We start from the raw sequence: 26698 nt of genomic DNA, 5'->3' as shown, positions 1-26698 counted from the left end.
TTAATTTTCAAACGGAAGAAAGGGAGATACAATGGAACAATTCATTAACCCTAGAGTGAAGGATATCCAAATTTCTGGAATCCGTCAATTCTCTAACATGATTCAAAACTATGATAATTTGATTTCTTTAACAATCGGACAACCCGATTTCCCTACACCTTCTCTCGTAAAAGAAGCGGCAAAACGGGCTATTACAGAAAACTATACAAGCTATACACATAACGCTGGTTTACTAGAATTACGTAAGGCAGCTTGTAACTTCGTAAAAGATAACTACGATTTACATTACTCACCTGAAAACGAAACCATCGTTACAATTGGTGCTAGCGAAGCGATTGATGTTGCATTCCGAACGATTTTAGAGCCAGGAACAGAAGTAATTTTACCTGCTCCTATTTATCCAGGTTACGAACCTATTATTCGATTATGCGGTGCAACGCCCATTTTTGTAGATGTTCGTGAAACTGGATTCCGTTTAACAGCTGACGCGCTAAAAAATGCTATTACAGAAAAAACAAGATGTATCGTACTACCATATCCTTCTAACCCAACTGGTGTAACTTTATCCACAGAAGAATTAAAAGATATTGTAGATGTTTTAAAAGATAAAAATATTTTCGTCCTTTCAGATGAAATTTATAGCGAGCTTGTGTATGAACAAAAGCATACATCTATCGCTCATTTCCCAGAAATGCGTGAAAAGACAATTGTCATTAACGGTTTATCTAAATCACATTCTATGACTGGCTGGCGTGTTGGACTTTTATTCGCACCAAGCTATTTAGCAGGACATATATTAAAAGTTCATCAATACAATGTAACGTGTGCTACTTCAATCGCTCAATACGCTGCGATTGAAGCATTAACAGCTGCTAAAGACGCACCCAAAATGATGCGCCACCAATATAAAAAACGCCGTGATTACGTATATAATAGACTCACTCAAATGGGATTAGCAGTTGAAAAGCCAACAGGTGCATTTTACTTATTCCCATATGTTGGTCATTTGACATCTTCATCATTTGATTTTGCACTTGATCTTGTCAAAGAAGCTGGACTAGCTGTAGTTCCTGGAACAGCATTCTCTGAATACGGTGAAGGCTACCTTCGCTTGTCCTATGCATATAGTATCGAAACTTTAAAAGAAGGCTGCGACCGATTAGAAGCCTTTCTAAAGAAAAAAGCTAAGAGTTAAACTCTTAGCTTTTTTCTGCATAATGATCACAAGTTTGACGTTTTAGTAATTTATGAGGAATAATGATACACTTTGCAGTGGATTCTGCATTCTCTACTTTATCAACTAAAGCTTTTGCTGCCTCATATCCTAGCTGATAAATATTCACATCAACTGTCGAAAGTGGAGGGCTCGCAATTTCTGATAATAAAGCATTATTAAAGCTTACAATAGAAACATCCTTCGGTACAACGAATCCTTTTTTAGAAAGCGCACTTAACACACCAAGTCCAATTAAGTCATCCGTTGCCATAATTGCCGTCGGCGGTTGCTGCAGTCCCATTAATTCCTCAACGGCTTGTTGACCACTTTCCCTCGAAAAATCAAAATGTAAAATATATTCTTTGGGTAATACAATGTCTGCTAATTTCAAGGCATCACTCATACCAGCTAAACGATCTCTCGTTACAAGTAAATCTGATCCACCACCAATGAATGCGATTTGCTTATGCCCTAATGAAATTAAATATTCTGCCACTTCTCTTGCAGCTGTATAATTGTCATTATCTACATATGTAATTTCATCTTTTCGATCATATGGTTTTCCTATTAAAACAAACGGGAAATTTTGTTCATGTAAATATTGAATAATCCGATCATTCTCCCTTGAATATAAAAGAATAATGCCACCAATTTGACGTCCCTGTACCATCTTTACGACACCATTAAAAATTTCTTCTTCCGTTTCACCTGTCGACATGTAAAGCGCATAACCTTCTACGTGTGCAAATGAACTAATCCCTCTTATAACTTCTGGGAAAAATGGATTTTGAAAAGCTTTACTTGCAGAACTTGGCATAACAAGACCAAGTGTTTTCGTCGTTTGGTTCGCAAGATTTCTCGCATTTAAATTGGGATGATACCCTAATTCACTCATCACTTTCCTAACACGGCGCTTTGTCTTTTCACTTATACTTGGATTATCAGCAATTACACGAGAAACTGTTGATGGTGCAACATTCGCTTGCTTCGCCACATCTTTAATTGTAACTGTCATAAAAATCCCCCTCCTCTCATTTCTCTGTCATTTTTCATATATTTTATCTCGCATTCATTGCAAGTCATAAACTTTCATTTCTTATATCTTGCAAAACTAATCCTATTCTCCCTCTTCATGTATTGTAAGGGATATAGCTATTTTTTCCTATACTATAATATACTATTTATTTCACTTCTTTTCACATGTGATGTCAAATCTCTTTTCATCTCCCTATAAAGTTATTTATAGGGAGATGAAAAGAAAAATGGGACGTAATGTCCCATTTTTCATCCTTTTGTACCTCCAGCTGTTAAACCGGAAACAAAATATTTTTGTAGTGATAGGAATAAAATTGAAATCGGGATCGCAATTAACACTGAACCCGCTGCAAACGTTGTAAATTCATTACCGAATTTTTTTGCAACCATTTCATATAATCCAACTGCTAAAGTATAATTTTCTGGTGTTCGCAAAATAATACTCGCTAAAATGAAATCTGTAAATGGACCAATGAAAGTAAATAATGCTACAACCGCTACGATTGGCTTTGCAAGTGGCATAATGATTTGCCAGAAAATACGGAAATGCCCTGCTCCATCCATTCGAGCTGATTCATCCAACTCTTTCGGAATCGTATCAAAATACCCTTTCATAAGCCATGTATTCATCGGAATTGCTCCGCCCACATAAATTAAAATTAATGCAAGGTGTGTATCAAGTAATCCTGTTAACTGAGCTAATATATATAGTGCGATTAACGCTGCAAAATTCGGGATCATTTGCAGAATTAAAAATGTTAATAAACCATTCTTTCTTCCAACAAAACGATATCTCGAAAATGCATAAGCAGTAAAACTAATGGCTAGTACAGAGAAAATCATCGTCATTACGCTAACTTTCAAAGTATTTTTATACCAAAGTAAGTAATTACTTGAATCGAGATCAAGTAGCTTGCGATAATGATCTAATGTGGCATTTTTCGGAATAATACTTGACCCAGATAAACTATCACCTGGATTAAACGATGAGCCAATTATCCATAGTAATGGATAGAAAACAATCGCACACATTATGAAGATAACTAAATAACTTAATGAAAGACGTAGCATCTTTTGTCGTTTAATATTCATTTACATCATATCCTCTTCTTGGAATGATTTTGTTCTCTTAAATTGCCATAACGCAACTGTAATAACGATTAACGATAAAATCATTGTAAGAGCTGCTGCTTTGCCGTATTGAGCCGAAGTCATCGTTAACTTATAGATCCATGAAATTAAAATATCCGTTCCACCTGCATTTTGTCCAGACACAGCAGGTCCCCCGTTATTAAATAGATAAATAATACTAAAATTATTAAAGTTAAACGTATATTGCGTAATTAATATTGGCGCTGTTGCATATAACACAAGTGGCAATGTAATTTTGCGGAACTGTTGCCAAGCAGTTGCTCCGTCTACTGTAGCCGCTTCATATAATTCTCCTGGAATCGATTGCAGTATACCTGTTGTCATCGCAAAGACGAACGGGAAACCAAGCCACGTTTGAATCATAATTAAAGCAATCTTTGACCAAAACGGGTCTGTCATCCAAGCAATCTTTTCAATCCCGAATAAAGCTAATACTTGGTTATTAATTGCTCCAAATGTTTCATTAAACATACCAGCAAATACAAGAATAGATACGAATGCTGGAACAGCCCACGGTAAAATAAAGATTGTTCGAATAATTGCCTTACCTTTAATACCAGGCTGATTTACGATAATCGCTAAAAAAATACCAAGTGCAACTTGTAATGTTGTTGCAACGAATGTCCAAATGACAGTCCAAGAAAATACACTTAAAAATGTATCTCTCCACATCGGTAATGTGAAAATATCAATAAAGTTTTTAAAGCCCACCCAATCTACTAATTTAGCTGGAGGAGAATGATATAAATCATAGTTTGTAAATCCAATTAAAATTACGAAGATGATTGGAAATACGACAACAAAGATAAGTAGTAGAAAACCTGGTGAAACCATTAAATAAGGAAAGCCTTGATCTAACAAATTACGGTATTGCTCTTTTACAGAATTTAACGGTGTTCCAATATCACGTTTCTTCCCATTTTGATATGCATCATATAAGTTAAATGCATATATGCCAAGCCCAAAAGCGATAACGATAAGTGCCAAGATCCCTTCTACTAATAGAAAGACGGAATGGTCACGTGGAACTTCTGTACCGAGCGTTACAATGCCCCATAATCCCATATTTAATAAATCAGCAAAGGCTACAATAAATGAACCTGTTAATACTAGAAAAATAAGACCTTTTACAAATTGTTTATTATACATTTGGCCCACGCCTGGAATGATTGATAACATGGTTGCCACTTTCCTATGCTTTGAATCATTTAACCCCTTTGCAGGTTCCATAGATGTTTGCATGTTCCTTCCCCCTTTTTTCTTCCTACATGGAAGGGAGAGAATTCGTGCCCCTCATATTAGAGGCACGAATTTCACCTTATTTTTTCTTACTATGATTTGCCTCAATATTACCTTTAATTTGTTTCACTGCACTATCAAGTGCGGATTTTGGTGCTTCTTTATCTGATACAACTAATTGAAGCGCATCTCCAGCTGGTTTCCAAACTTCTTGCATTTCTGGAATATTTGGCATTGGAATTCCATTTTCAGATTGTGTCGCAACCGCTTTTGCAGCCTCATTTTCTTTAATGATTGGATCTTCCATTACTGATTTTACTGGTGGAATTTCTTTCGTTTTCTCAAAGCGAATTTTAGCATTTTCTTCATTTGTAACCCACTCAGTAAATTTTGTAGCTAAATCATTTTGTTTAGAGAAGCTTGTTACATGCCATCCTTTTACGCCAACGAACGTTTTCATCGGTTGACCATTTGGTAATTTCGGCATTGGAGCAACACCATAGTCTATTCCAGCCTTTTCCATCGCTTGGAATGCCCATGGACCATTCATAATAGATGCTGCTTTTCCTTCATTAAATAATCCATCTGCAGCTGAACCACCAGATTCACCGATAATACCTTTCGGGAATAACTTTTCTTTATACCATTTTTGAATATATTCAGCACCTTGTACCGCACCGCTATTATTTAATCCAATATCATTTGCATTTGGCTTTCCATCTTTTTCACCAAATACATAACCACCCATACCTGCCATAAATGCATTAGCAAAGTAGAAGTTATCTCCTAGTGCTAAAAATCCGTATTTTCCATCTTTCGTAAAGTCTTTTGAGAAGTTAAACAGTTCATCCATCGTTTCCGGCGCTTTTTGCATCATTTTTTTATTATAAATAAAGATTGGTGTTTCAATCGCTTTTGGTAAACCATATATTTTTCCGTTATATGTTTGTGCTTCTATTGATAAATCTGTAAATTTACTTTTTACTGTATCATCTACTTTCACTTCTGAAAGTAGCCCTTCTGTTACCGCATTACCAATATGATCATGTGGCAATGTTACAACATCTGGCCCTGTGCCAGCTGGACCGTCGAGACGAAGTTTTTCTATTTGTTTCGTCATCTGAACCTCTTCAACTTTTACTTTCACATTATATTTCTTTTCAAAACTTTTCACCGCTGGCTCTAGACCCACACCTTTTTTCTCATCTTCCCAAACAAGAAGATCATAGTCTTTTTTCGCTTTACTTTCCTCTTTTTTCCCTGAATCTTTCGGTCCACATGCAGATAACATACCAATAGATAATGCTGAAACCGTTAATAATGATAATGCTTTCTTCATCCCAAAAACCTCCCTAAATTGTCTATGTACCTCAGTAACTGAAAACGTTTGCATTTAATAGTTTAATTGAAGCGCAAACAATATCTCAAGTCTATGAAAACGTTTGCGCTATTTGTCTATCATTATACATTCTTTTATTCATTTTGCAAATATTAATTTAAAAATTATGTCATTATACTCTTTATACATTGACTTTATATGAAATGAATACTACTCTTATAAGCAATATTAAAGCTATAAGAAAGGCAATCGTTTGCAATACAGGCTTTATTATTACACTTAAGGGAATACTATGTATAGAGATATTGAAGGGGGATTTTCTATATGTTTAAAGAAGCCATTTATCATAGGCCGAAAGATAATTATGCATACGCTTACGATGAACAAACAATTCACATCCGAATACGTACTAAGAGAGATGATGTTCAAAGCGCCGATCTTATTTACGGTGATCCTTACGAATGGAAAGACGGGAAATGGATATCAGCAAGTACACCAATGAAAAAAACGGGTTCTACTGCATTATTTGATTATTGGTCCATTGCAATCGAACCAAAATTTAAGCGCTTACGTTATGGGTTTGAATTAAAATCTGAAACAGACACTCTTATTTATACAGAGCGAGGATTCTTTTCTAACATTCCAAATGATGATGTTGGTAACTTTTTTTGTTTTCCATTTATTCATGCAGATGATGTATTCAAAGCACCATCGTGGATTAAAGACACCATTTGGTATCAGATTTTCCCTGAACGATTCGCTAATGGCGATAGTACGCTGAATCCAGAAAACACCCTTCCTTGGGGAAGTACGAATCCAACTCCAACTAATTTTTTCGGCGGGGATTTTGCTGGTGTTATTCAAAACCTTGATTACCTTGTTAAGCTTGGCATTTCCGGAATATATTTCACACCTATTTTCAAAGCTCATTCAAACCATAAATATGACACAATTGACTATATGGAAATTGATCCACAATTTGGGACGAAAGAAACTTTTAAAGAGCTCATTGAAGAATGTCATAAACACGGTATAAAAGTAATGCTCGATGCTGTGTTTAATCATAGTGGATACTTTTTCGAGAAATTTCAAGACGTTCTAGAGAACGGTGAGAAGTCTGCATATAAAGAGTGGTTCCACATTCATGAATTTCCAATTATAACCGATCCACTTCCCAATTATGATACTTTCGCCTTTACACCGTATATGCCTAAATTAAATACAGCTCATCCAGATGTAAAAGAATACTTACTTGAAGTAGGACGTTATTGGGTACGAGAATTCAATATAGATGGCTGGCGCCTTGATGTCGCAAATGAAGTCGATCACAACTTTTGGAGAGAATTCCGAACTGAAATAAAGACATTAAATCCTGAAGTATATATTTTGGGAGAAATTTGGCACGATGCCCTTCCGTGGCTACAAGGCGATCAATTTGATGCTGTCATGAGCTACCCTGTTACAAACGCTCTACTTTCTTACTTTGCTAACGATTCCATTAAAGCAAGTGAATTTATGAAGCAAATTACAGAATCTCTACATTCCTACTCTATGAATGTAAATGAAGCAGCCTTTCATTTATTAGATAGCCATGATACTCCAAGAATTTTAACAACATGCAATGGAGATAAAAATAAGTTGAAATTGCTCTATGTATTCCATCTTTCTTTCATCGGCTCTCCATGTATTTATTACGGAGATGAAATCGGCATGGATGGTGGTATGGACCCCGATTGCCGTAAATGTATGATTTGGGATACTAAAGAACAAGATCATGCATTATTTACACATATACAAACATTGATTTCATTACGAAAACAACATGCAGCTTTTGGAGGACATGGTACTTTTCAATTCATCGAAGCAAATGATGAACATAATTATATTTCTTATACGAAAACATATGAGGATGAAACTATCTTTTTCGTTTTAAACCCTACTAATAGTGAAGTTACAGTTTCACTCCCTCTTCATGTTACTGGTAAGAAAATAATTAACATTTATACAAATGAAGAATTTTCAGCAGAAGCAAGTGTATTACAAGTTACACTTCCTCCATATGGATTCTCCATATTAAAATGGTAACCCAAAAAATCCTTATGCCAAGGTGGCATAAGGATTTTTCTTATTTCAATTTGAATACCATCGCTTCATACGGACGTAATGTAATGTTATCTATCAATCCGATTTCTACATCGTAATTGTGTATGAATAATTCTGATTCACTATAACTAATATCCTCAGGCATTTCAAATACACTTTCATCCGCAGTAAAGTTTGCAATAACAAGTAGTTTTTCGTCTCCATATGTTCTTACATAAGCAAAAATAGAAGGATTATTCTCTAATATTAAATCATATGATCCATATACAACTATTTCATTATTTTTGCGTAGCTCAATTAATTTCTTATAGTAATAAAAAATTGAACCTTCATCTTGGATTGCTTGTTTCACATTAATCTCTTTATAGTTAGGATTTACAGTAATCCAAGGCTCACCCGTTGTAAATCCAGCGTGATTCTGATCATCCCACTGCATCGGAGTTCTAGCATTATCACGACCCTTTATATAAATAGATTCCATTACTTTTTCTATATCTTCACCATGGTCTATCACTTTTTCTTTATACATATTTAACGTTTCAATATCTCGATATTCATCAATTGATTGGAATCGAACGTTCGTCATTCCGATTTCTTCACCTTGATAAATATATGGCGTTCCTTTCATCATATGAAGAACAGTCGCCAACATTTTCGCAGATTCAATGCGATATATTCCATCATTACCAAAACGAGATACAACGCGAGGCTGATCATGGTTATTCCAATAAAGGCTATTCCATCCAGTATGCTCTAATGCTTTTTGCCACTTTGTTAAATTCTCTTTTAAAGTAAGAAGTGAACATGGTTTTACATCCCACTTTCCACCTTCTCCTGAATCTAAATCCATATGTTCAAATTGGAATACCATTTGCAACTCTTTTCGTTCTTCTCCAGTATACAATTTGGCTTCTTCTGTCGTTACACCAGGCATTTCACCAACCGTCATAATATCATAATTCGATAATACTTCCTCATTCATTTCATGCAAATATTTATGAATGTTTGGACCGTTCATAAAATGTTTATGACCTGAAACATAACCATCTTCATCTGTTTCAACTGTTGGTAACCCTTCTTCTTTAGAAATAAAATTGATAACATCCATGCGGAATCCATCAATTCCTTTTTCTAACCAAAACTTCATCATCTCATAAACATCTTGTCTTACCTTTTCATTATCCCAGTTTAAATCCGGTTGTTTTTTAGAAAACAGATGTAAATAATATTCATCCGTCATTTCATCATACTTCCATGCAGATCCACTAAAAGCAGCTCCCCAGTTGTTCGGTTCTTTCCCTTCTTTTCCAGGACGCCATATATAGTAATCTCTATATTTATTATCTTTTGATTTACGTGATTCAATAAACCAATTATGTTCATCAGATGTATGATTAACAACTAAATCCATCATCAATTTCATATTACGTTCATGCATTTCATGTAATAGTTCATCCCAATCTTCCATTGTTCCGAACTCGTTCATAATTTTACAATAATCACTTATATCGTAACCATTATCATCATTTGGAGATTCATAGACTGGTGATAACCAAATCACATCAATCCCTAACTCTTTTAAGTAATCTAGCTTTGAAATAATCCCTTGAAGATCTCCTATACCATCACCATTACTATCCATAAAGCTACGAGGATAAATTTGATATACTACGCTTTCTTTCCACCATTGTTTTTCCATTATGCTACCCCATTTCATTCATAATTCATTTTTCTCTTTTTTAAGGCGCAAACGTTTTCATTAATGAATGATAACAGATTCTATCTCAATTTAAAATAGCGCTTACAATTTTTATTGTTCTTTTTCTAAGAAAAAACGCGAAAATCACTAATAATTCTCCAATATATGAAAACGTTTTATTTTTTTATTTATTTTTTGAATCTATTCGTTTATAATGAACTCAAAGAAAACGTTTGCATAATTATTTCTAGGGGGAAATACCATGGCAGAACTTAAATTAGAAAACATTTATAAGATATATGATAATAACGTAACAGCTGTAACTGATTTTAATTTACACATTCAAGATAAAGAATTTATCGTATTTGTCGGTCCTTCTGGATGCGGAAAATCTACAACGTTACGAATGGTAGCTGGACTCGAAGATATTTCAAAAGGCGAGTTTTCAATTGATGGTAAACTAATGAATGATGTTCCTCCAAAAGATCGAGATATCGCAATGGTATTCCAAAACTACGCTCTTTATCCACATATGAGTGTATATGATAATATGGCATTTGGATTAAAACTTCGAAAAATACCAAAAGATGAAATCGATCGTCGTGTAAAAGATGCAGCAAAAATTTTAGGACTTGAACAATATTTAGATAGAAAACCGAAAGCATTATCAGGTGGACAGCGCCAACGTGTTGCGTTAGGTAGAGCAATCGTTCGAGATGCAAAAGTTTTCTTAATGGACGAGCCATTATCAAACTTAGATGCTAAACTCCGTGTTGCAATGCGCTCAGAAATTTCTAAGCTACATCATCGCCTTGGAACAACAACAATTTATGTAACACATGACCAAACAGAAGCAATGACTATGGCTTCGCGTCTTGTCGTTATGAAGGATGGAAAGATTCAACAAATTGGAACACCAAAAGAAGTATATGAAACACCAGAAAACATTTTCGTGGGTGGATTTATCGGGTCACCAGCGATGAACTTCTTCCGTGGTAAATTGACTGAAACCGATTTCGTTATAGACAATACTATAAAAATCAAAGTATCTGAAGGAAAAATGAAGATGCTACGTGAACAAGGCTATGTAAATAAGGAAATTGTTTTAGGTATTCGCCCGGAGGACATTCATGATGAACTACTATTTTTAGAAGCTTCACAATCTACTACTTTCACAACAAAAATTGAAGTTGCTGAATTGTTAGGTGCTGAATCTATTTTATATATGAAACTTGGAAATCAAGATTTTGCAGCACGTGTTGATGCAAGACATATATTCTCACCTGGAGACCAAATTAAATTGGCATTTGATTTAAATAAAGCGCATTTCTTTGACAGCCAAACAGAACAACGTATTCGCTAAAAAAATTTCCTTCTATATAACATACAAAAAAACCGTCCACATATATTGAGGGCGGTTTTCATTATTATACTAGGGCTTCTACTGTATGAAATGATTGTCCTTTCGTGCCAATAATACCGAAAATCGGTAAATCACTAAGCACCACTTCTTCTTGCTGTTTCATAAAAGATGACGTTAATTGTTTTATCTCTATCCAAACGTCATTAATACAAAGTACATTGGAATCGTTCTCTTGTTGGCGAGAAAAAATAGAATCTATTTTATATAAACCAGCATTTTGAAAAAGCATGTCAATGCGACTGAATGCATTCAAAGTAATGCTAATAACGCGTTGCCAATCTCCTTGCTTTTCCATATCATAGAATACAAAAAGGGCTTCTCCGCCTAGATTCGTAATTTCCTCCACTGTTGCTTGTCCACTTTCTTGATCAATGTCCGTCACAATTACTTTTGCGCCTTGTTTAGCCAACAAAAGAGCTGTATTACGTCCAATACCGATGCCACCGCCAGTTACGATAGCAACTTTTCCTGCAAGCTTCATTTTCATTACCCCTTCTATAAGTCTTACCGTCATTCAGTATACTCCTTTATGAGATTATTCTGCAAGCAAGAAAAATTGCTATTCAATTTGTAAGCGTTTACTTTTATCCTTCTTTTTTCTTACTCTTACGCTGATCAAGAACTAGACCAATAAAAATGAGAATGCCCCAAAAAATTATGCTACCTCCTGTCATCTCAACTTCCCCCTTATTATATAAAGTAAAACTTTAATCAGCCCCAAATGGTGAGATAAAGATATTATTTTTAATTATTATACCATTATCTTAATTTTCAATCTATTATAAATAGAAATGACACATTTTAGCTTTTCCTCACTGTAAATATTCACAATATACTTATAAAATAAAAAAAGACCCTTTTTATATATAAAAAGGGTCTTTTTTTATTTTATTATACAAGACTTATTATTTTCGTCTTTGTAATTAAGTCCTGAAAACCGCAATTGTCTTTGCGGAACAACATCATATATACGTTACATATTAATGGAATTCCTAATAGCAATACGTTGGGTAATAACACTACAAAAAATCTTATAATTAATGTTTGCAACGTTAGCTTTTCACTCTTCAATGAAATTAATTTTATTCTTGTTACCTTTTTGCCAAGTGTAACACCGTTCCAAATAAAGGGTAACACAATAAAATATATCGCCATTAATATGAAAACTACTGCGAAATCATATCTAAAATCACCTAAGCTTATATTAAAGCGCTTAAACATAGCACTATAGTTTCCGGTCATAATAGCTACTACTGCACCATACATAACCGAGATTAAAAACATGTCAATTAGGGAAGCACCTATGCGATTCATTACAAGCGCTGGACGATGCATCTTTAACTTCATTTTATGTCGACTCCTTCATATCCTTCTTTACCCGTCTCATCGTACCACTTCTAAAAAACATTGTAAACTAGCGTTTCTCTTACTTTTCTTGTACAATTTGTTACAATAGCATTATAAAGGAGGTTCCCATATTGAAAAAATGGATAATCCTATTCGTCGCCTTCCTATTAACTGGTTGTGCAGGAAACACAAGTCACTTAACTTATACGGTTAACGATGAATACGAACTCATACGTACTTCTGGAAATGCATTTGAACTTTTCCCCTCGCAAGATGCTGTATATGCCACACAATACATCCCTGCAAAAATTACAGACATTGCTTGGGATGATAAATACATTATTGCAAAACAAACTGAGGAAAAATCAGATCCAAATAACCCTGACGCAGCAATTGCAAATAAAAAAAGTGAACATTATTGGATTATTGACGTAAAGCACAATAAACGTTTCGGTCCCTACAATGAAAAGCAATTTAATGAACAAAAAGATGCGTTTAAAATTAAGGTGCCTTTTCAAAATGTAGATTCATACATAAAAGAAATAAAAAAACAGTCAGCATAATATTTGAGTGCTGACTGTTTTTCTTACATTATTTTAAAAACACCTTACTCCGAAAGTGAGATATTAAACGTTTGTGACTCTTTTACAACATCTTGTGTTTCAGAATCTCCTGCAAGTAAATCATCAGTTGTAAACTGAATATCCTTTACTTTGTCTTTTCCATCGTCAAGTATTAAACCAATAATACCATCTCTTGTTTCACCAGGCTTATAGTCTTCTCTTGACACATTTTTTGTACCAACTAACGTATCTTCATCATATAAAAAGTTTTGAGTCGCTACTTTAAAATGTTGCTTACCATTAATCATAACATCATTCATAGAGAAAAATTGCATATTTTTATTTCCGCTATTCTCCACTTTATATGTAATCTCAACGTAACGAATTGTATTACTAATCTCTGTTCCACTTAGCGATGCATATAACTCTGCATCTTCTTGGCTTACTTTATCCCCTAATCTACGTTTTACTTCTTCAGGAGTTAGTGCCGTGTATACTTTCAATGTATTTTTTGCCTTTTCACTCATCTGTGATAAAGAGATTACTTTCACATCTTGTACGTGAATTTTCATTGGCGCTACTTCAAATGTTTGATTCACAGAGTGCATCTGCTCTAACTTGAAAGTACCCCATCCTGTTTCTTTCACTTTTTGTCCTACTTTTTTCAGCTCACGCCCACCATATTCTTTCGTTTCAGGAATAGATTCTTTCTTCTTCGGTTCAGCTTTCTTTTCTTCTTGATGGAAGCAACCACTTAACATAAGAAGAAAACTACATAAAACAAAAATACTTTTCCATGCTTTCATCATTTCATTTCTCCTAACACTATCATTCATGAATATAAAATTAGTCCCTTGCCTTGTAAACTATAGAAACAATGAAAAGTCCACAAAATGAACTTGTCAGTCCAGATACTATTATACCTCCAATTTGGAAAATATGAAAATAGGGATCTAGGAACGCATGCACGATAAATATAATAGTTGCCACAACAATTACTGAAATCCAATACTTTCTTTTTTCCGAAGCTAAAATAAGATCTTTACCCATCCCATTTCTATACTTCCATAAAACGTATACTAATAATAGAAAACCAATACATGTACTTCCATGTTGCATATATTTATAAACAGGGATACCGTACCATTCTCTTTGCAATAATGGTATTTTCATAACAAAATAGCCTGTCTTATGAGTGAATGCATCCCAAACAACATGCGTTAACATACCGAATAATGCTGAATAACAAAATACAAAAAGATCCTCCCATGTATGAAGCCCCCATCTCTTGTCTATTGCATATGTATAGTAGCCAGCAAATGGTTTAGGTAAATGTGTTATAAAAGGCTTTTTTAAGACGTAATGATATATACATGCTAATAAGAAGACAAGTGGTAAATTTAAATATAAGAACCCAAGCCACGTATGCCCAATAACACCATACGGTCTAAAGTGTAAAAAATATTCAAAGTCAGGCGCCATACTACCTAATATAAGAGCCGTTACTGACATATATTTAGAATGCTTTTTCGCAAAAGGAAGAACTGCTGCTGGATGTGCAAATGTAAACGGCATACTTTAACTCCTTCTCACATTTTCAATAGAATACCATCTATCATAACGAGAGAATAGATCTTCATGCAATATTTATTTTCACATTGGAATATGATAGTTTAAATGATATAATCCACATAAAATATTCAGAAAATAAGGAAGGGATTCAGGTGTCATTAACACTTGTATTTGCTGCCTTTTTAGATTCAAAATCCGTTATGAATTGAGGTTTATATATTGATTGACGTACCCTTTTTACAAAATGTCACATTAAAAAAAGAAAATATCCCTAGTTTTTCCGCATATCCTTACTGCTTACCCGCTATCCGAACATTACAATCACTAGCTTTCCATCCAAATGTAACATTCATTATTGGAGAAAACGGAACGGGTAAATCAACATTACTTGAAGGAATTGCAATTGCGTTAGGTTTTAATGCAGAAGGTGGAACGAAAAATTTCCGCTTTAGCACAAACGATTCACATTCATCTTTACATGAATACCTTCGAATTTCAAAAAGTTTCAATACACCAAACGACGGTTTCTTTCTTCGCGCTGAATCTTTTTATAACGTTGCTTCTTATATTGATGAAATAGATGCTATAAAATCTTATGGCGGCGTTTCACTTCACGAGCAATCACATGGTGAATCATTCTTTTCCTTATTTATGAACCGTTTTTCAGGACAAGGTTTATACATTTTAGATGAGCCTGAGGCCGCTCTATCACCTATGAGACAACTTTCCATGCTCATTCGAATGCATGAACTAGCGGAACAAGGTTCACAATTTGTTATTGCGACGCATTCTCCTATTTTAATGGCTTACCCTGAATCTACTATATACTCTTTAACACAAGAGGGGATTCACGAATCCACATTAGAAGAAACCGAGCATTATCAAACGACGAAACTTTTCTTTGAAAATCGTGATCGATTATTTCATCATCTATTTGAGTCATAAAAAAAGAAGCAGCAATAGCTGCTTCTTTTTTATAGTGCTTCTATAAATAAGGCAACCCCGATACCGCCACCGACGCATAAAGAGGCAATTCCTTTTTCTAACCCACGTCTTTTTAATTCGTGAATTAAACTTACCGTAATACGAGCCCCTGTACAACCAATTGGATGCCCAAGTCCTACGCCACTACCGTTTACGTTCACTTTTTCACGGTCTAAGCCTAACTCTTTCTCTACAGCTAAATATTGAGCCGCGAAAGCTTCATTAATTTCAAGTAAATCTGCATCTTCCAATGACCAATCTACTTTTTCTAAACCTTTACGAATTGCTGGTGCTGGCCCAATACCCATAATTTTTGGATCTACTCCAGCTACTGAATATCCAACAATTCTAGCTAACGGTTGTAAACCTTTTTCTTTCGCTTTTTCTTCGCTCATTAATACTAGAACTGCACTCCCGTCATTAAGGCCAGATGCATTTCCCGCAGTCACTGATCCATCTTTACGGAATGCCGGCTTCAATCCAGCTAATTTTTCAGCTGTAATATCTGCACGTGGATGTTCATCCTTCGAAAATACAACTTCTTTTCTACGCTCTTTTATTGTAATAGGAACAATTTGATCGTCAAAGTATCCAGACTCGATTGCCTTCAGTGCCAATGTATGACTGCGAAGAGCAACTTCATCTTGTTCCTCTCTTGTAATTTCATATTGTTCAACTAAATTTTCCGCTGTTTCACCCATCATAATATGGTGAATCGGATCTTCTAACACTTCCCACACCGTGTCACGAATTTCTCCGTGCTGTAGACGTTGTCCCCAGCGGTGCTGTTTCAATGCATAAGGGCTCGAACTCATCGCTTCTACTCCACCTGCAACAACAACATCACTTACACCTAATTGGATTTGCATTGCAGCTGACATAATTGCTTGCATACCTGAAGAACATTGACGTTGGATTGTATATCCCGTAACTGTGTCAGGAAATCCTGCCGCTAATGCAGCTGTTCTCGCCGTATTTGCTTCATCAGTTCTTTGAATACAATGACCTAAAATTACTTCATCAACTTCATGTGGTTCTACCCCGCCTCGTTTTACAGCTTCCTGAAGTACAGGAACAGCTAATTCTACTGGCGTTACATTTTTTAGCGCTCCTCCAAAAGTTCCAATTGGCGAACGAACTGCAGCTGTAATAACAACATTATGCATTTTGTACTTGCCCCTCTCTTATGTACCCTAGTCAGTTTTTAGGTGAAATTCCATAAGATGTATATCTACAACTATCATACTATAAACATACTAAAAAATCAAAATATTTAATATAATAAAAATAGAAGGAATTAACCTTCTATTCTGTCAGTGCATATAAAAACTTTTGCAAAATTTTCTCTGTCGTTTCATTCAATTTTGGCAACTTATCTACTGGAAAATATTGAAGTTTCAACCCTTCATGATCGAGCTTTAATTCCCCGCTCACATGATGTGCCTGATACAGATGAATGACATTGAAAATTTCATCGCCATTCGGATAACGGAAATATACTTCTTTTCCTGATAGAACACCAAGAAATTGCATTATTTTTGCAGTTAACCCCGTTTCCTCAAATAACTCTCTACGTGCCGTTTCTTCTGTCGTTTCACCCAGTTCCATCGCCCCGCCAGGTACACCCCAATCATATGTATCTGAACGATATTGAAGCAATACTTCTTGATTATCATTTAATATAATGATTGCTGATCCTACGAGAATAAGCGGTCTTGTACCAACGACTTTTCGTAACTCTTCAATATACCCCATATGTAAATTCCCCTTTCCCTAACCTCCCTTATCATAACAAAATTTCTCTCTTTTTGTTCATGTAATTTTAAAGAAAAAAAGGAAGCTTTCGCCTCCGTTTTTTCATCTTTATTTCTTAAAACTTTCATATTTTACAGCTTCAAAAGCTTCCTCAATTTCATCATTACGATAATGGACATATGTAAAACGACCCAATTCTACTAATCTTGCTATTTCCTGTAACGCTTTATGCTGCTCATATGTTTCTTTCAGCTTAATATGTACATAAAACTTCATTAAAGGATGTTCATATAAAGGTTCTCCCACCTCTACATATACATCTTCAACCCCTTGTACAACTCTTACATAACTCGCAAATTGATAAAGTGCTTCTCTGTCTGAAACGATTTTTAATGTATACATATATTCTCCCCCTTTCCTTTACTATATCAAAAAGACGACCATACCATGTTATAGAACTATGAAATTTTTTCGACTTGTCATCTATATATTCAATAAAGAAGGCGTTTATCCATACATGACATCTTTTTCCCACATATATTATAGGAAGAACTTTTTTCATTTGAGGTGTTCCTTATGGATCCATACGTCAATATATGTATTTGCATTACTCCCGGCGCCGATATTTCTGATGACCGCATCGCAAAAGATTTAGCTGTTGCAGAATCAATTTGGCACCCCATTACATTTCAAATTCAAGAAGTAATTGTATTAAATGAACTTTTCCGTTTTTTTGACCGTGAAATCAGTTATAAAAATTCCATTCAAAGTCAAGAAAAGTTGGCATCCTTTTTCCAAACATGTGTAAATGAAGCTCCTGAATGCGACCTTTATATTTGTTATATTGGCAGTGATTATTTCAAAGAAACAGCAGTAATTGCCTGCGCTTATTCTTTAGCAAAACAACAGCAACTTACTGGCTATATCGTTTTAACAAATTCGGCTGCCCCTATGAAAAATATATATACGCTCGCTCACGAAATCGGTCATATTTTATTTACAAGACGTATTCATGGAAAACTTACTCATGCAGATCCTCATTCTCCAACCGGTTCGGAGCACCACCCTTCTCCAACAAATCTTATGTATCCAATAGTCCCTCGTCCAGAAAACGTTCATATTCATTCCTTATTAACAGCAGAACAAAAAGCGCTCTCTTTACAAAGCTCTTTATTACAAAGAAAAAAACAGTAACCCTCATGTTACTGTTTAAAACAACTTGTTCCAATCAACAAACCAAATCCCGGCTGCTAGAAATAAAAATAGACAACTAAATGTAAATGTAATCCCTCTAAAAATCCCTATATAATATTTCTTTGGAAATAATTTTTTGTATATCCAGAGCAGCCGCTTTTTATTGAATTTCTAGTTCCCAATTTTTCTTTCTTCAATTTTTAAAGACCATCTCATTAATCCATATATACTTCCATACATAAGTAAGATCTTTGCAATTCCCCAAAATACATTTCTTTCTTCTAAGTCTTTAAATAAGAACATAATCGCAAGAGGAACAATTAGTACCACAACACCCATCCAACCAAGAACATATACTTCACCAATAAGAAGTAATAAAAATATAGTTACTGCTAATATATATGTCTGTATTGTCGACAATTGTAAAATTGGCGTCCCATACCATTTATTCATAAATATTAATAACACTAATAATAAAATAGGTATCATCACTACTACATAAATAATTCCAAACTCTACTAATTTACTTTTAAAAGAAGACATTCTAAACGCAACAATCGTTCCAATAATCGTAATGATTAAAACGATAGGATAACCGATTAACTGTACATTCGTTAACGTAAATTGTTGATTCGGATTTCCAAATAAAATATTTGTAAGTAACCAATATCCTCCTATTCCAATTATCATTCCTAAAATAGTCTTTATACTCCCGCTTTTATCCTTCTCCATCTCTTTCGCTAATTCTTCCGCATACTCTTTTGGTGAGTCACCAAATATGTCCCTTACCGTCTTCCCCTTTTTTTCACCTTCTATTAAATGAAGTTCTGCATCTTCTAGAAAGGCGTCCACCTCTTCTTCTTTAATCCCTTTTGTTATTAAATATACTTTCGTATCGATTAAAAACTTTTCTCCTTCTTTAGAAACATTCATTATAACCCCTCCCTTATTTAACCATTTCTCTTCTATTCGTCTTCATCATAATTTCAAGGAAAATTAAAATAAACAAACTTCCGTATAAACATATAATTTGAAATAACATTGGCATAAGATCTTCAGATGTAAATGTTTTAAACATTAACATAATAGAAAGCGGAATGATTAAATATAAGTTTTTAAACCATCCTTCAAAATATATATTTATAGCTACTGTTATGATAAAAATCCCACCAGCTACTATATAACTTTGAACTTCGGTGAATGTGAGCATTTTTGTAGGATATATCACATCTAATATCGTAACAGCTCCTAATAAAAACAATGGAGCAATCATAACTAAAGACCACATGGAAAACCATGTTTTTGTAAAGCTTGTGACGAAGGTCATTTTGCGAAGTAGAAAATTAGGACCCATAACAACTAAAATCAATGAAAAACTGTAACCGATACACTGAATAAGTGAAATCTGTAACATTCCATTATTCACTATTAAGATAGAAGCAATAATCCAAAAAGATACGATATTCATTACTGTAAAACCAATTTGCTTCCACGTTTCCTGTCTATCTCTTTCCATCACTTTTACAAGTTCATTTGCATATTCTTTCGGTGAGCTTCCGAAAATATCTTCTACACTCTTCCCCTCACTCTCACCTTCTATTAAATGAAGTTCTGCGTCTTCTAAAAAGTTTTCAATATCACTTTCTTTCACACTCTTTGCCGTCAAAAATAATCTCATATCTAACAAAAACTTTCGTGCTTCACTTGATAACATTATTTTCTCCTTCCCTTCCCTTCAAGTAGACGTTCTACACTACTTTGCATCGCTTCCCAGCGATCCATAAATTCATCAAGTGCTTCCTCGCCTTTTTCTGTTAATGTGTAATATTTTCTCTTTGGACCAGATGGAGATTCCTTCATTACGCTTGTTATTAGTCCTTCTTTTTGCATTCGTATTAATAACGGATAAATACTTCCCTCACTCGCCATTGTAAAACCATACTTTGCTAGCTTCTCACTCATTTCATAACCGTATATTTCGCCTTCAGAAATAATAGCAAGTAAGCATCCTTCTAAGATCCCTTTCAGCATTTGACTTGTCGACATAATTCAAATCCTCCTACTATCTTGTTTTACAAGATAGATAAGTGTAAGTATCTTGCTTTACAAAATAGTATAGCAAAGACTATTTTGCAAAACAAGATAGCTAACGATATTTTTTCCAAATGTTTGCAGGATTTTCATTATAACCTCTCTAAATAGAGCACTATGAAAACTTTATTATGAAGGGATGTTTTTCATCATGGTTACAAATCGAGTTGTCTTTTTAACAGGTGCTGCGAGTGGTATTGGATATGAAATGGGAAATACTTTTGCAAAAGAAGGTGCAAAAGTTGTAATTACTGATCGTCTTGAAGAACGTGCGAAAGAAGCTGCTGAGCAATTGCAAAGTGAAGGTTTTCAAGCTATCGGTTTAAAATGTGACGTTACATCTGAAGAGGAAATTACAGCATCAATTTCTCAAACAGTTAGTCATTTCGGTTCATTAGATATATTAATTAACAACGCAGGAATGCAACACGTTTCACCCATTGAAGACTTTCCAACGGAAAAGTTTGAGCTACTAATTCAAATTATGCAAATTGCTCCGTTTATCGCAATTAAGCATGCCTTTCCGATTATGAAACAACAAAAATATGGTCGTATTATTAATGTCGCTTCTATTAACGGCCTTGTCGGGTTTGCTGGAAAAGCTGCCTACAATAGCGCAAAACATGGCGTAATTGGATTAACAAAAGTTGCCGCTTTAGAAGGTGCTACGCATGGTATTACTGTTAATGCCCTTTGCCCTGGTTATGTCGATACCCCTCTTGTACGTAATCAACTACAAGACTTAGCTACTACACGAAATGTACCACTTGAAAATGTTTTAGAAGATGTTATTTATCCACTCGTCCCACAAAAGCGCTTATTACAAGTACAAGAAATCGCTGATTATGCTATGTTTTTAGCGAGTGAAAAAGCTAAAGGTATTACTGGTCAAGCTGTCGTTATCGATGGTGGCTATACTGCTCAATAAAAAATAAAGTTTGCTCAAGAAGAGCAAACTTTATTTTTTATTGCGAGGATCTTCGTACTTTAGTAATTGCCGCGGGAGCTTCTCAATTGCAACAATTACCCCCTCTAATTTACTTTCAATACGGTGGAGTAAATATAATGTTACAACAATTGGAAACCCTACATTACCTATCATCTTGATCCACTCTTCCATCCTCTTCTCCTCCTTTCATTATATAAGTAAGAGAAAACAATACATTTAGGCATAAAAAAACAAGCTATTATGTATTAGCCTGTTTTTCAAATAATGATGCAATTTCTCGTTTATAATCCCCGCTTATAATACCTTTCTCAGTAATAATTCCTGTAATTAATTCGTTCGGTGTTACGTCAAATGCAGGGTTATAAACATTCGTTCCAATTGGTGCTACTTGTTTTCCAAAGATTTTCGTAACTTCTGTTTCATCTCTTTCTTCAATAATTATTTCGGCTCCAGTTTCTTTCGTAACATCAAATGTTGACAGTGGCGCAGCAACATAAAATGGGATATCAAAGTGCTTTGCTAAAATAGCTAAATTCATTGTCCCTATTTTATTTGCCGTATCTCCATTTGCGACAATTCGATCCGCCCCTACAATAATTGCATTTATTTCTTTCGTTTGAATAGCATGAGCTGCAGTATTATCTGTAATAAGGGTCACATCAATATTTGCTTGCTTCAATTCCCAGGTCGTTAAGCGACCACCTTGTAAAACTGGTCTCGTTTCACACGCATATACATGTAAACGCACACCTTTCTCTTTTCCAATATAAAAGGGAGCTAATGCAGTTCCATATCTGGCAGTTGCGATACTTCCAGCGTTACAGATTGTTAAAATATTATCGCCATCTTTAAAACATGTTAACGCATATTCCCCAATATTTCGGCACACCGCTTCATCTTCCTGCTGAATGCGAAGCGCTTCTTCTTCTAATGTTTTTTGTGCTTCTTTTATTGTAGTAATCTCTCGAATAGATTCTCTCATACGATCAATTGCCCAAAATAAATTTACTGCTGTCGGGCGTGACGTTCCTAAATAATTACAATCTCTATTAAACTTCTTTTGAAATTCTTCAATATGTACAGTGTTATATTTTTTTGATGCAAGCGCCAAGCCAAATGCAGCTACAATTCCAATTGCAGGCGCTCCTCGTACTTCTAACATTACGATGCTTTTCCAAACCTCTTCAATAGTCGTCAATGTTTTGTATTCTGTGCTATGCGGCAATTTCGTTTGATTTAATACCGCAATTGCATCACCTTTCCAGCTTACAGATCTCGGAACAGTAACAATTGTACTCACGCTTTTACGCCCCCTGAAACTGTCTGTTGAAATAATGTTCGAAACAGTTGAATATCAGCACTTTTAGATTCATATTTTATTAGTTCTTTACCTAAGGATAGCGCTTGTTTCTTAGCTTGAATTCTTGTTTCTTTATTTTCTATTTCATCTAAATCTGCTACATGAGCTAAACCAATTGTTCTACGAATCAGTTCACATCCGGCAAATCCAACTGCATCAGTAAAGATATTTTGCAAAATAATTGGTAACCATTGTTTTTCTTTCGTATATGCTTCTACACCTTCTCCAATCCATAATTTTGTAAAAGTTTCTACAAAATAACTCCACGTCTTTTCTATATGGAAAAATAGTACACTTCTTTTCTCTTCTTCTCTAGATAAAGCATTTAGTAATAGATTTGCAATAAATTGACCTATGTCAAATCCAAATGGGCCATATGTCGCAAATTCTGGATCAATCACTTTCGTTTCAGAAGGTGACGAAAAAATACTACCAGTATGTAAATCACCATGAATAAGAGTTTCTTTTCTTGTTAAGAACTTATATTTATATTGTGCTACTTTTAGTTTTAAAGTTTTATCACTCCAAAGTTCATCAACCACGAGCTGTAAATCTGGCTCATAATCATTTGTATCATAATGTCCAAACGGATCTGTAAACACTAATTCCTCTGTAATTTTACAAAGGTCCGGATTTACAAAGGTACCTTCTAGTACCCTCTTCTCTTCTGACTGTAAACCAAAATCTGAAGTGTAAAATAAAACATGTGCTAGAAAACGGCCGATATGCTGGGATAAAAGCGGATATTCTTCTCCGTCTATTAATCCTTTTCTTGTAATTGTTAGTCTTGATAAGTCTTCTATTACCGTTATCGCTAACTCTTCATCATGACTGTACACTACTGGAACATAATCCGGTACATACTGCGCAAAAATTTGTAATGCCTTGCTTTCAATCGTTGCTCTTTTTATAGACAATGGCCAGCTTTCACCAACTACTTTCGCATAAGGCAGTGCTTGTTTTATTATAATTGATTTCTCTCCATCATCTAATTTGAACACGTAATTTAAGTTTCCGTCTCCAATTTCATGACAAACGACATTTGCCTTTGCTTCAAAATAGCCATGATCTTTCGCATATTGTACAGCTGTTATTTCTGTTAATGAATAATATCCCATCGTCTTCTCCCCCTTTTTAAATTCAGAGGTTTTTCTAACATAGAAAAACCTCTTTCCACTAAGAAAGAGGTTTGAAGTTTATCTTCTCCCCTCTTATCTGCCAGAAAGTTTTACTTTCTGCTGGAATTAGCACCGTGCCTTTTGGCGTAATAAACGCCCCATTTTACAATGGTATTACGGTCGGTTGCTGGGCTTCATCGGGCCAAATCCCTCCACCTGCTCTTGATAAGAGTTGTATAATTTTTTGAATTTTTAACTTTATGTTGAAGACTATACCAAGAATAAAAATCACTTGTCAACATTTTATTTGTATAATTCTGGACGGCGATCCGCAAAAACTGGAATTCCTTTACGTACTTCTTTAATTTTCTCGAATTCAAGCTCTCCAAATAAAATTGATTCCTCTTCATTCGCCTCTACTACAACTTCACCCCAAGGGTCCACAATTAAAGAATGACCCGCAAATACATTATTTGGATCCTTTCCCGCTCTATTACATGCAACAACATAACACTGATTTTCAACTGCTCTTGCTTGCAATAGCAAACGCCAATGTGCTAAACGAACTAATGGCCATTCTGCTACAACAAATAATACTTTTGCCCCTTTAGCAGTATGGACACGCATCCACTCTGGAAAACGAATATCATAACAAATTGTTCCAGCGCATTCAACATCATCCAGCTTAAATTCGCCCGTACCATTACCGGCTATTAAATATTTATGTTCATCCATAAGCTGAAATAAATGTACTTTACTATATTCGTTGACTAGCTGTCCTTCATTATTTACAACATACATCGTATTTGTAACGCCTTGCTCTGTTTGCTTTGCTATAGAACCACCAACAATATGTACATCATATTGCTTCGCCCATTCTATTAACTTTTCTTTCGTTTCCACTCCATCCCTATCTGCAATTTCAGAAAGTCTCGTTAAATCATATCCTGTTGTCCATAGTTCTGGTAAGACGATAACATCTGGCCTTTCCTTCATAGCTTCGCTTATTTTATTTTTAGCATTCTCAATATTTTTTTCTACATCTCCAAAAACAATATCCATTTGAATACATGCGACTTTCATTTTTTCAGCCCCATTCTTATTTTTTTCTTTACAAAATACTGGAAAGATTATATCATTTGTCACTAGAATTGTAACAACTTTCAAAAGAGGTGGAAAGTATGAAATTATTTCAACCTTCTGAGATAGTAACATCATTGCCAACACAATTTTTCGCTTCACTTGTTGCAAAAGTTAACAAAGTCGTTGCAGCTGGTCACGATGTTATTAATCTAGGTCAAGGTAATCCAGATCAACCAACACCGCAGCATATCGTAAAAGCTTTACAAGATGCTGCCGAAAAGACCATTCATCATAAATATCCGCCATTTCGCGGACATGAAAGCTTAAAGGAAGCCGTGACTACATTCTATAAACGTGAATACGGCGTCGAATTAAACCCAAAAACTGAAGTTGCTATTTTGTTTGGTGGGAAGGCTGGACTAGTAGAATTACCAATTTGTTTTACAAATCCTGGTGATACAATTCTCGTTCCGGATCCAGGCTATCCAGATTATTTATCTGGGGTTGCCTTAGCAAAGGCACACTTTGAAACCATGCCGCTTATTGCAGAAAATCATTTTTTACCGGATTATAAAAAAATTGACGACTCTATCGCTGAACGGGCAAAGTTAATGTTTTTAAACTATCCAAATAACCCTACAGGTGCTACTGCATCAAAAGATTTTTTTGATACAACCATTCATTTTGCTAATAAACATAATATATTAGTTGTTCACGATTTCGCTTACGGTGCTATCGGATTTGATGGTCAAAAACCTGTTAGTTTCTTGCAAGCAGATGGTGCGAAAGATATAGGAATTGAAATTTACACGTTATCAAAAACTTTCAATATGGCTGGCTGGCGTATTGCTTTTGCAGTTGGAAATGAAAGTGTCATCGAAACCATTAACCTATTGCAAGATCATATGTATGTTAGTATTTTTGGTGCAATTCAAGATGCTGCTCGCGAAGCACTATTAAGTTCACAGTCTTGTGTAGTAGATCTTGTAAATAGTTACGAATCTCGGAGAAACGCTCTTATTTCAGCTTGTCACTCAATTGGTTGGAATGTAGACATTCCAACCGGATCATTCTTTGCATGGCTTCCTGTACCAGAAGGTTATACATCCGAGCAATTTTCTGATATTTTACTAGAAAAAGCACACGTTGCAGTTGCTCCTGGTGTTGGATTTGGTGAACATGGCGAAGGGTATGTCCGTGTTGGTCTCTTGCATACAGAAGATAGATTACGAGAAGCCATTAATCGAATTGATAAATTAAATTTTTTCAAAAAGTAATTGACAACATGAAAAATATCTGACAAAATTCAGTTATCTTAAAAATTTAAACATTTCTAAATACTTCTTATCAAGAGCAGGTGGAGGGACGAGCCCGACGAAACCCGGCAACCGATCTACAATCGTAGACACGGTGCTAATTCTCGCAGCATTATGCTGACAGATAAGGAGCTGGTTGTAAAAAAACCTCTCCTTAGCT

At 34.9% G+C, this 26698-nt stretch carries 28 protein-coding genes, 1 pseudogene and 2 riboswitches; of the genes and pseudogenes, 8 read left to right on the top strand and 21 right to left on the bottom strand.

All coding sequences use genetic code 11. The features are described from left to right. Positions 1-31 precede the first annotated feature (31 nt). The gene (locus H6481_RS02135; RefSeq protein WP_023522939.1) at positions 32-1195 is read left to right on the top strand and encodes an aminotransferase A; all 1164 of its coding nucleotides are present in this window, start codon (positions 32-34) and stop codon (positions 1193-1195) included. Positions 1196-1199: 4 nt separating this feature from the next. Here the strand turns inward: H6481_RS02135 and malR are convergent, their stop codons facing one another. From malR to H6481_RS02115, 4 genes are all read right to left on the bottom strand, one after another. Beyond that, on the bottom strand, positions 1200-2231 hold the full coding sequence (malR, locus tag H6481_RS02130) for a maltose operon transcriptional repressor MalR (protein WP_016512354.1): 1032 nt from the start codon (positions 2229-2231) through the stop codon (positions 1200-1202). 269 nt (positions 2232-2500) lie between these two features. Further along, the gene (gene malD / locus H6481_RS02125; RefSeq protein ID WP_001022603.1) at positions 2501-3343 is read right to left on the bottom strand and encodes a maltosaccharide ABC transporter permease MalD; all 843 of its coding nucleotides are present in this window, start codon (positions 3341-3343) and stop codon (positions 2501-2503) included. Beyond that, the gene (gene malC, locus H6481_RS02120; RefSeq protein ID WP_001194982.1) at positions 3344-4645 is read right to left on the bottom strand and encodes a maltosaccharide ABC transporter permease MalC; all 1302 of its coding nucleotides are present in this window, start codon (positions 4643-4645) and stop codon (positions 3344-3346) included. Positions 4646-4721: 76 nt separating this feature from the next. Beyond that, positions 4722-5981, bottom strand: a complete 1260-nt coding sequence (locus tag H6481_RS02115) for an extracellular solute-binding protein (RefSeq protein ID WP_000709931.1) — start codon at positions 5979-5981, stop codon at positions 4722-4724. 324 nt (positions 5982-6305) lie between these two features. Here H6481_RS02115 and H6481_RS02110 point away from each other — a divergent pair, with 324 nt between their 5' ends. Beyond that, entirely contained in the window at positions 6306-8066 is a 1761-nt protein-coding gene (locus H6481_RS02110) for an alpha-glycosidase (RefSeq protein ID WP_000471774.1), read from the top strand. 40 nt (positions 8067-8106) lie between these two features. Here H6481_RS02110 and malL read toward each other — a convergent pair whose 3' ends face one another. Next, the gene (gene malL / locus H6481_RS02105; RefSeq protein WP_000415171.1) at positions 8107-9783 is read right to left on the bottom strand and encodes an oligo-1,6-glucosidase; all 1677 of its coding nucleotides are present in this window, start codon (positions 9781-9783) and stop codon (positions 8107-8109) included. 262 nt (positions 9784-10045) lie between these two features. Here malL and ugpC point away from each other — a divergent pair, with 262 nt between their 5' ends. Then, entirely contained in the window at positions 10046-11146 is a 1101-nt protein-coding gene (gene ugpC / locus H6481_RS02100) for a sn-glycerol-3-phosphate ABC transporter ATP-binding protein UgpC (RefSeq protein WP_000818934.1), read from the top strand. A 64-nt stretch (positions 11147-11210) separates the two neighbouring features. Here the strand turns inward: ugpC and H6481_RS02095 are convergent, their stop codons facing one another. From H6481_RS02095 to H6481_RS02085, 3 genes are all read right to left on the bottom strand, one after another. Continuing rightward, positions 11211-11720 carry an SDR family NAD(P)-dependent oxidoreductase gene (locus H6481_RS02095; protein WP_000218413.1) on the bottom strand — a complete coding sequence of 170 codons (510 nt, stop codon included), beginning with the start codon at positions 11718-11720 and terminating at the stop codon, positions 11211-11213. A gap of 70 nt (positions 11721-11790) precedes the next feature. Further along, positions 11791-11880, bottom strand: a complete 90-nt coding sequence (locus H6481_RS02090) for a hypothetical protein (RefSeq protein ID WP_000145638.1) — start codon at positions 11878-11880, stop codon at positions 11791-11793. Positions 11881-12097: 217 nt separating this feature from the next. After that, complete coding sequence (locus tag H6481_RS02085; protein WP_000769080.1) at positions 12098-12553, bottom strand: RDD family protein; 456 nt, start codon at positions 12551-12553, stop codon at positions 12098-12100. A 131-nt stretch (positions 12554-12684) separates the two neighbouring features. Here H6481_RS02085 and H6481_RS02080 point away from each other — a divergent pair, with 131 nt between their 5' ends. Further along, positions 12685-13116 (top strand): DUF3997 domain-containing protein, encoded by a 432-nt coding sequence (locus tag H6481_RS02080; protein WP_000758789.1) that lies wholly within the window; start codon positions 12685-12687, stop codon positions 13114-13116. A gap of 44 nt (positions 13117-13160) precedes the next feature. Here H6481_RS02080 and H6481_RS02075 read toward each other — a convergent pair whose 3' ends face one another. Both H6481_RS02075 and H6481_RS02070 read right to left on the bottom strand, forming a co-directional pair. Continuing rightward, on the bottom strand, positions 13161-13925 hold the full coding sequence (locus tag H6481_RS02075; protein WP_000973900.1) for a hypothetical protein: 765 nt from the start codon (positions 13923-13925) through the stop codon (positions 13161-13163). Between the two features lie 37 nt (positions 13926-13962). Further along, a complete protein-coding gene (locus H6481_RS02070) occupies positions 13963-14691 on the bottom strand; it encodes a DUF4184 family protein (protein WP_053563719.1) in 729 nt (242 codons plus the stop codon). 216 nt (positions 14692-14907) lie between these two features. Between H6481_RS02070 and H6481_RS02065 the strand changes: the two genes are divergently transcribed. Next, positions 14908-15633, top strand: a complete 726-nt coding sequence (locus tag H6481_RS02065; RefSeq protein WP_000568001.1) for an AAA family ATPase — start codon at positions 14908-14910, stop codon at positions 15631-15633. 29 nt (positions 15634-15662) lie between these two features. Here the strand turns inward: H6481_RS02065 and H6481_RS02060 are convergent, their stop codons facing one another. The 3 genes from H6481_RS02060 to H6481_RS02050 form a co-directional block, all read right to left on the bottom strand. After that, the gene (locus H6481_RS02060; protein WP_000552078.1) at positions 15663-16838 is read right to left on the bottom strand and encodes an acetyl-CoA C-acetyltransferase; all 1176 of its coding nucleotides are present in this window, start codon (positions 16836-16838) and stop codon (positions 15663-15665) included. Between the two features lie 139 nt (positions 16839-16977). Further along, the gene (locus tag H6481_RS02055; protein ID WP_000540529.1) at positions 16978-17427 is read right to left on the bottom strand and encodes an NUDIX hydrolase; all 450 of its coding nucleotides are present in this window, start codon (positions 17425-17427) and stop codon (positions 16978-16980) included. 108 nt (positions 17428-17535) lie between these two features. Beyond that, complete coding sequence (locus tag H6481_RS02050) at positions 17536-17829, bottom strand: DUF3928 family protein (protein WP_000288330.1); 294 nt, start codon at positions 17827-17829, stop codon at positions 17536-17538. A gap of 174 nt (positions 17830-18003) precedes the next feature. On the opposite strand from H6481_RS02050, the gene H6481_RS02045 reads away from it, so the two are divergent. Continuing rightward, positions 18004-18621, top strand: a complete 618-nt coding sequence (locus H6481_RS02045) for a hypothetical protein (RefSeq protein ID WP_000371605.1) — start codon at positions 18004-18006, stop codon at positions 18619-18621. A 15-nt stretch (positions 18622-18636) separates the two neighbouring features. Here H6481_RS02045 and H6481_RS02040 read toward each other — a convergent pair. From H6481_RS02040 to H6481_RS02025, 4 genes and pseudogenes are all read right to left on the bottom strand, one after another. Then, a pseudogene (locus H6481_RS02040) lies at positions 18637-18780 on the bottom strand (DNA-binding protein); the annotation flags it as partial. A 12-nt stretch (positions 18781-18792) separates the two neighbouring features. Beyond that, positions 18793-19554: a DUF1129 domain-containing protein gene (locus H6481_RS02035; RefSeq protein ID WP_001103075.1), complete on the bottom strand. Its 762-nt coding sequence runs from the start codon at positions 19552-19554 to the stop codon at positions 18793-18795. 13 nt (positions 19555-19567) lie between these two features. Beyond that, positions 19568-20335: a DUF1129 domain-containing protein gene (locus H6481_RS02030; protein WP_053563717.1), complete on the bottom strand. Its 768-nt coding sequence runs from the start codon at positions 20333-20335 to the stop codon at positions 19568-19570. Continuing rightward, positions 20335-20667, bottom strand: coding sequence for a PadR family transcriptional regulator (locus H6481_RS02025; protein WP_000107977.1), 333 nt, complete (start codon positions 20665-20667; stop codon positions 20335-20337). The genes H6481_RS02030 and H6481_RS02025 overlap by 1 nt, the downstream gene beginning before the upstream one ends. A 196-nt stretch (positions 20668-20863) precedes the next feature. Here H6481_RS02025 and H6481_RS02020 point away from each other — a divergent pair, with 196 nt between their 5' ends. Then, the gene (locus H6481_RS02020) at positions 20864-21640 is read left to right on the top strand and encodes a 3-hydroxybutyrate dehydrogenase (RefSeq protein WP_071729753.1); all 777 of its coding nucleotides are present in this window, start codon (positions 20864-20866) and stop codon (positions 21638-21640) included. Between the two features lie 30 nt (positions 21641-21670). Here H6481_RS02020 and H6481_RS02015 read toward each other — a convergent pair whose 3' ends face one another. From H6481_RS02015 to H6481_RS02000, 4 genes are all read right to left on the bottom strand, one after another. Further along, a complete protein-coding gene (locus tag H6481_RS02015) occupies positions 21671-21832 on the bottom strand; it encodes a YvrJ family protein (protein ID WP_000393338.1) in 162 nt (53 codons plus the stop codon). A gap of 67 nt (positions 21833-21899) precedes the next feature. Then, entirely contained in the window at positions 21900-22961 is a 1062-nt protein-coding gene (gene mtnA, locus H6481_RS02010; protein WP_053563715.1) for an S-methyl-5-thioribose-1-phosphate isomerase, read from the bottom strand. Further along, positions 22958-24139 (bottom strand): S-methyl-5-thioribose kinase, encoded by a 1182-nt coding sequence (gene mtnK, locus H6481_RS02005; protein WP_053563714.1) that lies wholly within the window; start codon positions 24137-24139, stop codon positions 22958-22960. The genes mtnA and mtnK overlap by 4 nt, the downstream gene beginning before the upstream one ends. A 90-nt stretch (positions 24140-24229) precedes the next feature. Next, positions 24230-24371: riboswitch (SAM riboswitch) on the bottom strand. Positions 24372-24442: 71 nt separating this feature from the next. After that, the gene (locus H6481_RS02000) at positions 24443-25306 is read right to left on the bottom strand and encodes a carbon-nitrogen family hydrolase (protein ID WP_016512349.1); all 864 of its coding nucleotides are present in this window, start codon (positions 25304-25306) and stop codon (positions 24443-24445) included. Positions 25307-25320: 14 nt separating this feature from the next. Between H6481_RS02000 and H6481_RS01995 the strand changes: the two genes are divergently transcribed. Next, positions 25321-26499: a pyridoxal phosphate-dependent aminotransferase gene (locus H6481_RS01995; protein ID WP_053563713.1), complete on the top strand. Its 1179-nt coding sequence runs from the start codon at positions 25321-25323 to the stop codon at positions 26497-26499. A gap of 64 nt (positions 26500-26563) precedes the next feature. Further along, positions 26564-26669, top strand: a riboswitch (SAM riboswitch). Positions 26670-26698: the final 29 nt, after the last annotated feature.

The organism is Bacillus sp. ME78, assembly GCF_903970865.1.
Classification (GTDB): Bacteria; Bacillota; Bacilli; order Bacillales; family Bacillaceae_G; genus Bacillus_A; species Bacillus_A cereus.
The sequence above is the reverse complement of the archived record's forward strand: the minus strand, read 5'-3'. Positions and strand labels throughout refer to the sequence as shown.